15 protein-coding genes are annotated in these 13,939 nt (G+C 38.9%); 12 read left to right on the plus strand and 3 right to left on the minus strand.

The features are described 5' to 3' along the window. Positions 1–44: 44 nt before the first annotated feature. The 8 genes from ACFSR8_RS13195 to ftsY all read left to right on the plus strand — a co-directional run bounded on the left by ACFSR8_RS13195 (position 45) and on the right by ftsY (position 5,572). A complete protein-coding gene (locus ACFSR8_RS13195; protein ID WP_380292776.1) occupies positions 45–818 on the plus strand; it encodes a 3'-5' exonuclease in 774 nt (257 codons plus the stop codon). Positions 819–1,125: 307 nt separating this feature from the next. After that, entirely contained in the window at positions 1,126–1,737 is a 612-nt protein-coding gene (locus ACFSR8_RS13200) for a fumarylacetoacetate hydrolase family protein (protein WP_380292778.1), read from the plus strand. A gap of 1 nt (position 1,738) precedes the next feature. Then, positions 1,739–2,080: an Hpt domain-containing protein gene (locus ACFSR8_RS13205; RefSeq protein ID WP_380292780.1), complete on the plus strand. Its 342-nt coding sequence runs from the start codon at positions 1,739–1,741 to the stop codon at positions 2,078–2,080. A 2-nt stretch (positions 2,081–2,082) separates the two neighbouring features. Next, the gene (locus ACFSR8_RS13210) at positions 2,083–3,333 is read left to right on the plus strand and encodes a competence/damage-inducible protein A (RefSeq protein ID WP_380292782.1); all 1,251 of its coding nucleotides are present in this window, start codon (positions 2,083–2,085) and stop codon (positions 3,331–3,333) included. 260 nt (positions 3,334–3,593) lie between these two features. Next, entirely contained in the window at positions 3,594–3,830 is a 237-nt protein-coding gene (gene rpmB / locus ACFSR8_RS13215) for a 50S ribosomal protein L28 (RefSeq protein ID WP_380292784.1), read from the plus strand. 24 nt (positions 3,831–3,854) lie between these two features. Next, positions 3,855–4,037, plus strand: a complete 183-nt coding sequence (gene rpmG, locus ACFSR8_RS13220) for a 50S ribosomal protein L33 (RefSeq protein WP_092579068.1) — start codon at positions 3,855–3,857, stop codon at positions 4,035–4,037. Positions 4,038–4,070: 33 nt separating this feature from the next. Further along, positions 4,071–4,223 (plus strand): DUF4295 domain-containing protein, encoded by a 153-nt coding sequence (locus tag ACFSR8_RS13225; RefSeq protein WP_186559027.1) that lies wholly within the window; start codon positions 4,071–4,073, stop codon positions 4,221–4,223. A gap of 395 nt (positions 4,224–4,618) precedes the next feature. Further along, positions 4,619–5,572: a signal recognition particle-docking protein FtsY gene (ftsY, locus tag ACFSR8_RS13230; protein ID WP_380292787.1), complete on the plus strand. Its 954-nt coding sequence runs from the start codon at positions 4,619–4,621 to the stop codon at positions 5,570–5,572. A gap of 344 nt (positions 5,573–5,916) precedes the next feature. Here the strand turns inward: ftsY and ACFSR8_RS13235 are convergent, their stop codons facing one another. Next, a complete protein-coding gene (locus ACFSR8_RS13235) occupies positions 5,917–7,005 on the minus strand; it encodes a serine hydrolase domain-containing protein (protein WP_380292789.1) in 1,089 nt (362 codons plus the stop codon). A 148-nt stretch (positions 7,006–7,153) separates the two neighbouring features. Here ACFSR8_RS13235 and rimO point away from each other — a divergent pair, with 148 nt between their 5' ends. Continuing rightward, positions 7,154–8,458, plus strand: a complete 1,305-nt coding sequence (rimO, locus tag ACFSR8_RS13240) for a 30S ribosomal protein S12 methylthiotransferase RimO (protein WP_380292791.1) — start codon at positions 7,154–7,156, stop codon at positions 8,456–8,458. A 66-nt stretch (positions 8,459–8,524) separates the two neighbouring features. Here rimO and ACFSR8_RS13245 read toward each other — a convergent pair whose 3' ends face one another. Further along, on the minus strand, positions 8,525–9,805 hold the full coding sequence (locus ACFSR8_RS13245) for a carboxypeptidase-like regulatory domain-containing protein (RefSeq protein ID WP_380292793.1): 1,281 nt from the start codon (positions 9,803–9,805) through the stop codon (positions 8,525–8,527). A gap of 370 nt (positions 9,806–10,175) precedes the next feature. Then, complete coding sequence (locus ACFSR8_RS13250) at positions 10,176–10,316, minus strand: hypothetical protein (protein ID WP_380292795.1); 141 nt, start codon at positions 10,314–10,316, stop codon at positions 10,176–10,178. Here ACFSR8_RS13250 and ACFSR8_RS13255 point away from each other — a divergent pair. From ACFSR8_RS13255 to ACFSR8_RS13265, 3 genes are all read left to right on the plus strand, one after another. Further along, positions 10,305–10,949 carry a hypothetical protein gene (locus ACFSR8_RS13255; protein WP_380292797.1) on the plus strand — a complete coding sequence of 215 codons (645 nt, stop codon included), beginning with the start codon at positions 10,305–10,307 and terminating at the stop codon, positions 10,947–10,949. The genes ACFSR8_RS13250 and ACFSR8_RS13255 overlap by 12 nt on opposite strands. Positions 10,950–11,042: 93 nt before the next feature. After that, on the plus strand, positions 11,043–11,579 hold the full coding sequence (locus ACFSR8_RS13260) for a T9SS type A sorting domain-containing protein (RefSeq protein WP_380292799.1): 537 nt from the start codon (positions 11,043–11,045) through the stop codon (positions 11,577–11,579). 19 nt (positions 11,580–11,598) lie between these two features. Beyond that, on the plus strand, positions 11,599–13,929 hold the full coding sequence (locus ACFSR8_RS13265; protein ID WP_380292801.1) for a hypothetical protein: 2,331 nt from the start codon (positions 11,599–11,601) through the stop codon (positions 13,927–13,929). Positions 13,930–13,939 lie beyond the last annotated feature (10 nt).

Below are 13,939 nucleotides of genomic sequence, written 5' to 3' on the forward strand. Positions count from 1 at the left end.
TGGGTTTTTTATTTTTGCAAAAAGAAATCAATCAATAAACATAAATGCAATTAAACCTAACAAAACCCATCTGTTTTTTTGATTTAGAAACCACAGGGGTGAATATTACCACAGACCGAATCGTCGAGATTTCCATTCTAAAAGTACATCCAAATGGAAAGGAGGAGACCAAGACTTGGCGGGTAAATCCAGAGATGCTTATTCCTAAGGAGGTTACGGCTATTCACGGGATTTCGGATGCTGATGTAACCGATAAACCAACGTTTAAGGAATTGGCTAAGGAGGTTTACAATATGATAAAGGATTCGGATTTGGGCGGATTTAATTCCAATCGTTTTGATATTCCCTTGTTGGTGGAAGAAATGTTGCGTGCTGAGGTGGATTTTGATATGAAAAACCGTCAGGCCATTGATGTGCAGACCATTTTCCATAAAATGGAACAGCGAACTTTGAGCGCGGCCTATAAATTTTATTGCGATAAGGATTTGGATAATGCGCATAGTGCTGAGGCAGATACCGTCGCAACATATGAGGTGCTTAAAGCCCAACTGGAAAAGTATGACGCACTGGAAAACGATGCGAAGTTTTTGGCCGAGTTTAGTTCTAGAAAAAAGTTTGCTGATTTTGCAGGTTTTATTGCTTACAATAAGAAAGGAGAGGAATGTTTTTCATTTGGAAAGCATAAAGGGAAATTGGTAACCGAAGTTTTGGAGAAGGAGCCGGGCTATTTTGGTTGGTTGTTGAATGCAGATTTCCCGTTGTACACTAAGAAGGTATTGACGGCGATTAAGTTGCGACAGTTTAATAATAAGTTTTAAGAGACAGGAGACAGGAGTTGGTAGCTAGAAGTCGGAAGCATGGAGCATGAAGTGCCAATCTGTACGTTTTAAGATTTTAAGTCCACTTATTTTTCATAAGAGTGAGAGTTCCCCTTCTTGGAGGGGCTAGGGGTGGGTTTGAAGAGCAAGAGTGGCGGGTTAGGGATTGAACGGCCTGTTTGAAATCCCCGACGCAGGAGGGATTGAGTAGTGAAAGCCCGACCCTCCCAATAGCTATCGGGAGGGGGACGCTCAAATAAAAATTCTCGCTTTGCGTCTTAGCGACTTTGCGCGAAAAAAGAAGCGTATGAAATTAATTTGCATCGGTAGAAATTATACCGAACATATTGAAGAACTGGAAAACGAAAAGCCTACGGATCCCGTTGTGTTTTTAAAACCTGATACCGCTATTTTATTGAAAAAACAGCCGTTTTTCATTCCAGATTTTTCTGAGGATGTGCACCATGAAGTGGAGGTTTTGGTGAAAATAAACCGTGTAGGGAAGCATATTGCGAAGAAATTTGCTTATAAATACTATGATGAAATTGGCTTAGGTATTGATTTTACGGCCCGAGATTTGCAAGGGGAATTAAAGGCAAAAGGCCTGCCTTGGGAAAAGGCAAAGGCGTTTGATGGAGCAGCAGTTGTGGGGAAATGGCTTCCAAAAATGGACTTTGAGGACGTAAACGCCATTGAATTTTCTTTAAAAAAGAACGATATTTTTGTGCAAAAAGGAAATACAAGCCACATGCTTTGGAAAATTGATGAATTAATTGAATATGTCTCGAAATATTTCACTTTAAAGATTGGAGATATTATATTTACGGGCACACCTGCTGGAGTTGGTAAGGTTGTTGCTAACGATAAATTGAAAGGTTTTATAGGAGATAAAGAACTATTTTCGATAACAGTTAAATAACATGGAACAACACTACAAATTATTTAGGGTAAGAGAGTTAGCAGATAACGATGAGGATTTTGTGATGGCTTTGGCCGCCACATTTTTGGAGGAGGTGCCAGAGGACGCAGACCGTTTAAAAAAGGCAGTAGCCGAAAAGGATTATCATACGGCATATCAAGCGGCGCACAAAATGAAACCGACAATTGATTTATTTGAATTGGGGGTATTGCAGGATTTGATTGAGGTGCAGGATTGGGGGAAGTTCACCAAAACGGATATGGACATAACCGATAAACTGGACATCGTCATTACTGCCGTTGACAATGCCACTGCGGAAATTAAGGCAGATTTTGGATTATAACTATGCTGGCAGAAATCATAACCATTGGCGACGAACTTCTTATTGGTCAGGTTATTGATACAAATTCTGCCTTTATCGCAGAAACCCTTAACAGCATTGGGGCTTCTATTTATCAAATTACTTCCATACAGGATGATAGGGAGCATTTGCTACAAGCCTTTAAAGATGCTGAAAGTCGCGTAGATATTATTATCATCACGGGTGGGCTGGGGCCTACAAAGGATGATATCACCAAAAAAACCATTGCAGAATATTTTAATGATACGTTAGTTCGAGATGCTTCGGTAACCAAAAATATCGAGGATATTTGGAAAAAATATGTTCGTCAAACCTTGCTTCAAGTAAATAGGGACCAAGCCTTAGTGCCTTCAAAAGCCGAAGTGTTGATGAACGAATTGGGGACTGCCCCGGGTATGTGGTTGGATAAAGGGGATAAGACCTTCATTTCGCTTCCGGGTGTTCCGTTTGAAATGAAACAGCTGATGGAGAACAAAGTGATACCAAAGCTTCAGGAAAAATACGAATTCCCATTTATTCTGCATAAGACATTATTGACCTACGGCTTGGGTGAAAGCACTTTGGCCAAGCGTATTGAGGCTTGGGAGGACGCTTTGCCGACTGATATTAAATTGGCCTATATGCCTAATCTAGGTAGTGTACGTTTGCGTTTGTCTTCCAAAGGGCTTGACGAACAAAAGGTGAGACAAGGTATTGACGCCGAAATAAAAAAGGTGCTTCCTTTGATAGAAGATGCCTTTGTAGGGTTTGAAGATGAAGCTGAATCTTTGGAGTTAATTATAGCAAACCGATTGACCGCATCTGGAAAGACATTATCTATTGCTGAAAGTTGCACAGGCGGGGACTTGGCAGGACAATTTACCCAAAATGCCGGTGCGTCCAACTATTTTAATGGTGGGGTTGTGACTTACGCAACCGACTCTAAAATTAAGGTCTTGGGCGTTCCTAAAGCGCTTGTTGAGGAGCATTCAGTGGTGAGCAAAGAGGTGGTGGAGGCCATGGCTAAAAATGTCCGTGAACTTTTTGATGCAGATTATGGGATTGCTACTACCGGAAATGCAGGGCCATCCAAAGGTGATTCCGATGTTGAGGTTGGTACCGTTTTTATAGCTGTAGCCACCAAAAACACTGTAGTTTCTGAAGTATTTATGTTGGGATCTGCCCGTAAGCGTGTCATTAGGAAAGCGGTCAATAAAGCCCTTGAAATGCTCGAAAAAGAAATTTTAAAAAATTGATGCTTTAAAAAAGCATTCCTCAATGCGAAGTGTTGAGGTAACCTTTGAAACTGTCATTCCCGTGCAGACGGGAATCCAAAATATCAGGATTTTTTAAGTTTTAAAGCCTGAACATTGTGGTGAAAAGGCCTTACTTTTTGGGCGTTTTTCACCTCAAATAAATCTCTTTAAAAAATTCGATATTTTAATTGCCATAATTATAAATTTGAGTATATTTGCACCTCGTTTTTAAGCAACAACACATTTAAAAGCTAAGGATAATGTCAAGAGTTTGTGAACTTACAGGGAAGAAGGCAATGGTTGGTAACAACGTTTCCCACGCTATGAACAAAACCAAGCGCAGATTTGACGCGAATTTGGTAAAGAAACGTTTTTACATCCCAGAAGAAGACAAATGGATTACTTTAAAAGTATCTACTTCTGCTTTAAAAACCATTAATAAAATTGGAATTTCGGCCGCACTAAAAGAAGCAAAAGCCAAAGGATTTATAAAATAATACGTCAGGGTAAAGTAGCATAAAATGGCAAAGAAAGGTAATAGAATACAGGTAATTTTAGAATGTACGGAGCATAAGGAGTCTGGACAACCAGGAACTTCAAGGTACATTACCACCAAGAACAAAAAGAACACGCCAGACAGAATGGAGTTAAAGAAATTTAACCCAATCTTAAAGCGAATGACGGTTCATAAAGAAATTAAGTAATACGTTTTACAAGCTAAAACAAAAATATAAGCCATGGCAAAGAAAGCAGTAGCATCGTTACAAACAGGTTCCAAAAGATTAACAAAAGCCATTAAAATGGTGAAGTCTCCTAAAACAGGGGCTTACATGTTTGTAGAATCCGTAATGAGCCCAGACCAAGTAAACGATTTCTTAAACAAGAAATAAACGTTTATTTTTCAAGATATATAAAAGCTACCGTCTTTTAAGATGGTAGCTTTTTTTATATTTACAACTCAAATTTTAATGACAGTATTTCAGTTGCATCAGAAGGGCAAGGAAGTTGTCATCAAGTATTTGGGCGTTACCACAAGGGTCGGGCTTTCCGCTGTATCTTTTTAAAGTGTCATTGCGAGGAGCTGGCGACGTGGCAATCTTAAACAGGAAAAGTTTCAAACCAAAATTAATGGGTTGCTATTTCTTTAAAAAGGATGCCACTTCAATCGCTAACGCAGAAGACCATTCAGTCCTTAATCGACCGTTTAGTCTTATTAATTACAAACCCTAATGATTGAGTAAGGACGATTAAACGTTTAAACTCATCAACGAATAAACAATTACAAATGAGTTTTTTCAAAAAAATATTCTCCTCAGAAAAAAAGGAAACCCTCGATAAAGGACTGGAAAAATCAAAAAGCAGTTTTTTTGGTAAACTAAGCAAGGCCGTAGCCGGAAAGTCCAAAGTGGATGATGAAGTTTTGGACAATCTGGAAGAAGTATTGGTCACCAGTGATGTTGGCGTAAATACTACTCTCAAAATTATCGAACGTATCGAAGAACGCGTATCCAAGGACAAATACTTGGGTACGGACGAACTCAATCAAATCCTGCGCGAGGAAATTGCCGGGCTGTTATCGGAAACCAATTCCGGTGAGGAATCCGAATTCACCATCCCAGAAGGCAAGAAGCCATACGTGATGATGGTAGTAGGTGTAAACGGGGTGGGTAAAACCACTACAATTGGTAAATTGGCCAGTCAGTTTAAAAAACAAGGACTTAATGTAGTGCTGGGTGCAGCAGATACATTTAGAGCTGCCGCAATAGACCAATTACAGGTTTGGGCGGATAGGGTAGATGTTCCCATAGTAAAACAATCTATGGGTAGCGATCCCGCTTCGGTAGCATTTGATACCCTAAAAAGTGCAGTAACCCAAAATGCAGATGTGGTCATCATTGATACCGCCGGACGCTTGCATAATAAAGTCAACCTAATGAACGAGTTGACCAAAGTAAAGCGCGTGATGCAAAAGGTGGTGGACGATGCCCCACACGATGTACTTTTAGTTTTGGACGGTTCCACAGGGCAAAACGCCTTTGAACAAGCCAAGCAATTCACGGCGGCAACAGAAGTAACTTCCTTAGCAGTCACCAAATTGGATGGCACGGCCAAGGGTGGTGTGGTGATTGGTATTTCAGACCAATTTCAAATTCCGGTAAAGTATATTGGCGTCGGTGAAGGTGTTGATGATTTACAGGTATTCAATAAATACGAGTTTGTGGACTCCTTCTTCAAATAGAATTTGAATCGTTTTTTGTCACAGAAGAACTTAAGAGCGATGGCGCTAATTTTATTAGTGTACTCCTTTTTTGTTGTTTTTGGGCGTTTAGCAAGAATATTATGGGTTTATTTGGATTTTAGTAAAAATCCTTTGCTTCCACAGTATTTATACAAATACGTCAATTTTCCATCATATTTTATTATTCCATCTTTTTGCGCAATAATTCTTATTGTTTATCAGCATATGAGACGAAAAGTGCTAAATGCTAAACTCATTTTTTCCTGTTTTCTAATAAGCTGTATTCATTTTTTGTTTGGTGGTTACATAGAAATGTTTATTCATAATTTTAACCCTTACTCGAATTAATCCACCAACTTATTGATCTCCCCCCAAAGCTCATTATCAAAACTGCTGGGGCCTAAAAGGGATTCTCCAGCATCGTCTCCCATTCTAATAATTACTAAGTTTTGACTCGGAAGCACATACATTTTTTGGTCGTCCTTACCCAATCCAGCATATAAGTCATCAGGCGCATTAGGGATTAATTTCCCTTGGAATTCAAACGTCAATCCCGGCCCTCGGTAGCTGTCCTTTCCATTCAACCAGTACAAATAACCGTAGGCTTTATTGAGATTTTGTGAAGAGTTGGTCATCGCATTAAAGTAGGCTTCGTCATTCAAAATAACTTCACCGTCCCATACCCCCTTATTGAGGTTCAAAAGTCCAAAACGTGCCATACTTCGGGCCGTACTGAAATAGAGATTGTTATACCCAAAAGGTACCCAAGCCCCTTGCATTCCAATTTTATCCCGCAATTTTTCATTAAAATAGGTTTTAAATTCTGTATTGACCGCACCCGCTACGATGTCATGAAGTATGGTGTACGCCCCATTGTGGTAATACCAAAACGTTCCGGGTTCATTTTTGAATTCAAAGCAATCTTTGTCCGTACAGTTGTTATTGGGTACGGTATAATCCAAACCTGTGGTCATCGTTAAATGATGCCTAATCTTGATGTTGCTTTCTTGCTCGGGAGTGAGATGGGACCATCCTTCACCTAAATACACATTAGATGCTTCATCAATGGCCAAATGCCCTTCAACTTGGGCAATTCCTGTAGTAAAGGCAGCTAAATTTTTAGCGGCAGAATTCCAAACCAAATTGGTGCCAGCATCTGCACCATTGCCGTACCATTCCACTACTATTTTGCCGTCTTTCAATATCAAAAAAGCTTTGGAGCCTCTATCTTCCACAAAGTCGAGCAATGGCTGAAGTGCAGCAACATTCCAATTCAATTCTGCAACTGATGTGGTTTCCCAAGTATCGGAGTTTATTGGCGGAAAATATAATCCAGTTTCTGGTGAGGGTTTTGGGGTGCCAGTAGTGTCCACTGAAGAACAACTAAAGCTCACTATAAACAATAAAATAAGGACGAAGATTGTCTTTTTCATAACGTAGGATTTCAATTTAGGACATTCAAATATATAAAAGGTTTAACAGAAAATAGTTCAAAGTTCTAAGTTTCAAGTTCAAAGTACCCCGAAATCCATGATGAAATCGTAAATCATTACCTATCTTTGCACCTCGTTTTAAAAAGGTATGCGCACAAAATCACTCAAAAAGAATAGAATAAATGTTGTCACACTTGGTTGTAGCAAAAACGTGTATGATAGTGAGGTGCTGATGGGTCAACTTAAAGCCAGCGGTAAGGATGTGGTGCACGAACAGGAAGGCAATATTGTTGTCATAAATACTTGTGGATTCATCAATAATGCCAAGGAAGAGAGCGTCAATACCATTTTGGAATTCATGCAGAAAAAAGAAGCTGGAGATGTGGATAAAGTGTTTGTGACAGGTTGTTTAAGTGAACGTTATAAACCCGATTTGCAAAAGGAAATCCCCAATGTGGATCAATATTTTGGGACAACTGAATTGCCGAGTTTATTAAAAGCCTTGGGTGCAGATTACAAACACGAATTGATTGGCGAACGCCTGACCACCACCCCGAAAAATTATGCCTATTTAAAAATTGCCGAAGGTTGCGATAGGCCATGCTCATTTTGTGCCATCCCTTTGATGCGCGGGAAACATCGCAGTACACCTATCGAAGACATTGTGATAGAAGCCGAAAAATTGGCATCCAATGGTGTAAAAGAGCTGATATTGATTGCCCAGGATTTGACCTATTATGGGTTGGATTTATACAAAAAACGAAATCTTGCTGAACTGTTGGAAGCTTTGGTTAAGGTAGAAGGCATCGAATGGATCCGTCTTCATTATGCGTTTCCAACAGGTTTTCCAATGGATGTTTTGGAAGTGATGCAACGGGAGCCAAAAATCTGCAATTATCTAGATATTCCATTGCAGCATATTTCAGATTCTATTTTGAAAAGTATGCGTCGTGGCACAACACAGGAGAAGACGACAAAGCTGTTGCAAGAGTTTAGAGCTAAAGTTCCAGAAATGGCCATTAGAACCACACTGATTGTGGGTTACCCTGGCGAAACAGAGGAAGATTTTCAAACCTTGAAGGAGTGGGTTAGAGCGATGCGATTTGAGCGTTTGGGTTGCTTTACATACTCGCACGAAGAAAATACACATGCCTATAATTTTGAGGATGATGTGCCCGAAGAGGTCAAGATTGGTAGGGCCAACCAAATCATGGAAATCCAATCCCAGATTTCTTGGGAATTAAATCAAGAAAATATAGGGCAGGAATTTAAAGTGGTTATTGACAGAAAAGAGGGTAATTATTTTGTCGGACGTACGGAATACGATTCGCCTGATGTGGATAATGAAGTTTTGATTAATGCCTCAAAAACCTATTTAAAAACTGGGGAATTCGCCAAAGTCAAAATCATCGATGCAGAAGACTTTGACCTTTATGCTGAGGTTGTGTCATAACACAAAAAAACCGATTAAGTCGGATACTTAATCGGCTTTCCTGTCTTAAGGAATCCTCAATTTATACTATGATTCTTCCTTTTTTGCACTTTTTTTATCAAGTTGCTTTTTAATCTTTTTTATAGCATTTTCAATAGATTTTTCAGGCTCAATAATATTATAGGCGCCCCAAAATTCTGGGTCTGAAAAGCCAGAGGTCTGCTCGGTCAAAATAGTTGACGGCCTTAACATTCTATCTCGGGATTTAGCAACTTTGGTTTCTGGAATTTCCCAATTGGTAATAGCCATTTCGCTATTTAAGGCATAAATGCTGTTGAATAATTTTCCTTTCCAGTTCACCTTAAAAGTCAACCCTATATTGCTGTAGGCGTAGTGCCACTTGCCGTTCTGCGTCCTGTATTGCACTTTATAGGTAGCTTCGGTAGGATATACATCCACTTTTCTAGGTTTCTTTCTAACGAACATTCTACTGGACAATTCCTTGTTTTTTACATTCAAACTATATTTGGCGCTGGTTAAAGCCAGGGTATGCGAGTCAATATATAGTTTTCCATAGTACATAGGCGTTTTTACATCAGGTTTTTGCTTAAAGTTTACGACATACACTATATTTTTATTGATATTGGTAGATGTCTCATAGTTGAAGTCATATAGGTCAATATCCTCTTCGGTAAAGATATATTCGGGATATTTTACCAAATCGGTATACAAGTTACTGAACGGGCCTCCTTGCAATTTCAATGCTAAAGTGTCCAGCCTAGAGTAATTTGTATTTTTGCGTGATTTGATAAGTTCAATATGGTCATTTCTTAGACTGCTGTAAGGTTGCTTATGGATTTTCACCACCGCTTCCGAAAGTGATGCATTTTTACGTCTTTTTTTTATGGTTTCTCTGTAAAAGGCGGTCATTAAAGCGTTTTTGTCATTGTAAGCCGAACTTTTATTTTCCAATGTTTTCAGGACTAAAGTTCTCGCGTCGAATGGAGGTGCCGCAATGCTTACGGCGGTGAGCTCAGTTAAACTAGGTTTGAGTTCAATCTTTTCAGCAGTTCCCAAATCGATAATATTCAAAAGTTTTCTTTCGTAACCCAAATGGGTGATTACCAATTTAGCATCGAGGTATTTATAAGGGATTTTTAAAAGGAACTCTCCATCGGAGTTTGTTACGGTACTGATATTGGTACCATCCACTATAATATCTGTAAAGATCAGTTCGTCACGGGTTTCTTCATCAATGATCTTCCCGCTTACTTCTTTTATGGCCTGTGAGTCTTGCGCCTGTGCAAAAACAAAAGAGCACAAAAAGGTAAGTACCAAGCCAAATTTTATAACGTTCTTATTTTTCATAGTATAGGAGTTTATTTCTTGTTAATTTACGAAAAAAAGATGTAATAAACTGCCTTTCAGTTAGTTTTAAGAAAAATTTAATATCGCCTTATTCCAAACTTGGTATCAGATTGTATTTTTATTTATGTTGAAATAGTATTAAGGTCTTTTTTATTTAATTCCTAAGCTATCTTTAGTTAGCTTGAGATGGGATACTTTCAGCTCCGTGTCCCGTCCGTCACATAAATTTTAAAATTCTATATACTTCAACTTTATAAGTATGAAAAGGACCCGAAGCGTCTAATATGTGGTTTCTAATAGTAATACTGTCAATTTTGTAGGAGCATTTTCAATGGACAAAGGGTGGACATCAACGGATTTATTTTTTTTATTAATTCCATATCGATACATTAGTGTAACCTAACTTGATATCTATGCCATCCAACCACACTATAAAACCTAGTGCAGTTACCGTATTGCGCCTAAAGCTTTCACCCGAGTTGTTATCCTCTTGATTGTTATGAAGAAACATTTACTATTCACTTTTGTTTTTCTATTTAGTGCTGCCCTTTATGGACAGCAGTTGTACATGGAGTATGGTTCTACCATCTCGTCGTTCGATTATAAAAACTCACAAGGAGAACGATTGAATAACCTTTTATCTCGTTCAAAATCCTATTTCGGTATGGGGTACAGGCATACCCTCAATGGTGCAAAGACTTTATTTTTGAATGCCGGCATTTCCTATAATAATTATGGTGCTATAGGTAGTGAAAGTAGTGTGGACAATTATTTTGAATGGGATGTAAGTTATTTGGGAGCTAATGCAGGTTTGGATTTAAAAATATTCCAATTGCGTGATCTTATTTTTTATGCGAATGGATCTACGGCACTTGAATTTATGGTGAGGGGCAATCAGACTATAAATAATGATGTGTTCAATTTGGTGGGTGAAGATGAATTCAATAACAATATTTTGTTTTTAAGGGCGGGAGTACTGATGCAATACCCCATTTCAAGCTCAACGGCAATTTACGTGGGCTATAAATATGGGAGTTCTGTGCTGATAAATAGTGGCGAAAGTGAGGAAAAACTGAAGCTAAACGCACATCAATTTGGTATAGGTTTCATCATCAATTTGCCTACGTGCTATTGTGATTTTTAGCGATTTTATGAAGTGGACAAATAATGGACAGTCGATGAACGAACAGATAAATTAAATAAATTAGTATGACACTTTAAGCTGTGAAAAGAAAAAATGAAGATTAAAAATATAAACGTATTAGGTTTTTTGATGTTGGCGTTGGGGGTCGTATGTTCAGCCGGTGGGCAAGATACGGCTGGCCAAAAGACATATAAAATCATCCGATCAAGTTTAGGTTCAGGAGGGTCTTCGAAAACCTTCGCCACATCAAAAGGCCAGTATAAAGTAAGCCAAAGCATCGGACAATCCAGCGTTATTGGAACCTACTCTAAGATTGGTTACCATTTGAGGCAAGGCTACCAACAGCCTTCGTCCAAAATTCGTGTAGCCAAAACTTCAGATGAAAACAATCTCTTGGCCACTGTCCTTCCTAATCCTTTTAACCATAAAATTTCGGTGTCTTTCAATGAAAAGACTGATGCCCCTATTTCAGTTTTAATTTATGATATCGGTGGAAAGCTCATTTATACAGAAGAGTTTTCACCATCAAAAAATATTCAAATAGACCTTAGGCATGTATCCATGGGTTCATATCTGCTCAAGGCATTTTCAAACGGAAAAGCGTTTAACGCAAAGCTTATAAAACTATAGTACCCAAAAATCATTTGTTATGAAACGAATTTTTACCCTAACGTTATCTTTATTATTATCAACATTGGCATTTGCCCAAACCGATGGGATTACCTATCAGGCTGTCATTATTGGTCCCGATGTTTTGGAATTGCCCGGTGTGGATTCTGAAAACAATTATTTGCCAGTTGCCGATATCGCTATCAAATTCTCCATAATAGCACCTGGAAGTGGTATAGTGGAGTTTACGGAAATTCAAGATACCACCACCGACGAGTTTGGAAGGGTGAATTTGATTATTGGTCAGGCGAATCATGATGAATTTGAAAAAATTGATTGGAATGGTACACCTAAGTCTTTAAAAGTTGAAATCGACTTTAAAAATGGCGATGGTTTTGTAGATATGAGTATTGAAAAATTGACCTATGTGCCCTATGTAGCGCACAGGGATATTACTGCTACCGGTACTTTGGATGTAGATGGCGATACATTTTTAAATCGTGAATTGACCGTAGATGGACCCACTACATTGAATAGCACGTTGACTGTTGCCGGGCAAAACGCTTCTGAACTTACGGGAGATTTAACCGTAGATGGCGAAACTAATTTGAACAACACTCTAAATGTTACCAACCAGAGTGAGTCTAATCTTTCCGGGCCATTAACGGTGGGTAATAATTTAAACCGTCCAGATGCGGCGGCACCAACCGTATTAAACGGCTCTTTGGAAGTGTATGGGGAATCAACTTTTACAAGTTTAGTGGCGGATACATTGACGATTAATGTTGAAACCAATTTGAATGGGGATGTCAATATAACTTCTGATAACCAAGTTAAAATTACCTCGACTTTAACTGGCGATGAATTGGACATAAATAGTTATCCTTTGTTGGTTGAGGGAGGCAATCAAGGTATTGCGGTAAGAGTAAATGCCGTTGGGGCAAGAAATAATAATAATTTCATTTCTTTTTGGGACGAAACGCCTGTTGGGTTGCAACCATACGAGCCTACGGTTTTCAATGCATTGGTTAGGGATATTTTTGATGCGGTTGGCATAGGCAGTGCAGGGGTATTTGATGGATTTAACTATAACCCAAGCCCAGGAGCCAATACAATATCTGGAGTAACCTTACCGGATGCTAACGGACCTATGCTTTGGGGGCGCATTGAAGGTGAAACCGACCCTGACGAATTTATAAATAATGCCGATTATAATTTAGAACAATTGAGTGTCTATTATGACGTAGTAGATGGTTTATTAGATCTTATTTGGGAAATTGCTGATTTAGGAAAAACTACGGTAAATGTTACTGCGGCCTCAACGAGTACAACATTTTGTGCTGGTGTTGGGGGTTGTTTTACTGCGCCAGTTCCATCATTGATTGCGGCTGCTGCTTCTAATTTGGCTGTACAGATTATTAAAGTTACCGCCGCAACAGCTAATGAGGTTTTTGCCGGATATATGCTCAATACGTTTTACGATAATAAGAATAGGTTTAGAGGGGTGTCCTATGCTTCCGGAGCGGGGGATTATGCCGAGTATTTGGAACGTATGTACAGTAGCGAAACAATGAGTTATGGCGATATTGTTGGAATCTATGGAGGCAAAATTTCAAAAAAAACCGCTGGTGCCCAGCGCATGATGGTGATATCATATAAACCAGCCGTATTGGGAGCATTGCCACAAGATAACAACGCCCATCTTTTCGAAAAAGTGGCATTTATGGGGCAAGTGCCAGTAAAGGTGATTGGACCTGTAAATATTGGGGATTATATTCTTCCTAGTGGAGGTAATAATGGTCTGGGCATTGCAGTTTCACCAGATGACATCACGGCCAAAGATGTGAAGAATATCGTTGGCGTAGCTTGGGAGTCCTCGATAAGCAACTTAAGTTACAATCTCATCAATACTGCTGTTGGCATCAACAACAACGACAATAGCCCTATTGTACAAAAACTGGAGCAACAGGTTTTAGAGCAAAAGCAACAATTGGATGAACTTACTGATGTTCTGGCTAACGCACTGAAACGTTTGGATGCCTTAGAGAATGGGGACACTTATTATGATGCCTACAAGCCGGAAGTCCATGAGGATTCTAAAAATAACATGGACCATTATGGACGGAAATATGAAATAAAAGATGAGATCATTTACTATGAAATTACCGATGACGAGATTGAGCAAGGACTTAGAATGGCCGAAAATACTTTTAAGGAATTGGGGGCAACAAAGGCCGAAAATTTCATCTTAAAGAAAATTAAAGAAGACCCTAATTTTAAGGAGCAGTTTAAGGTGCAATTTAGGAAGGCCTTTGAAAAACAAATACACTATCATAAAGAGATAAACACAGAAAACAGAGAAAAACATTAACTGAAAAAGT

Source organism: Hyunsoonleella rubra, assembly GCF_042684665.1.
GTDB lineage: Bacteria > Bacteroidota > Bacteroidia > Flavobacteriales > Flavobacteriaceae > Jejuia > Jejuia rubra.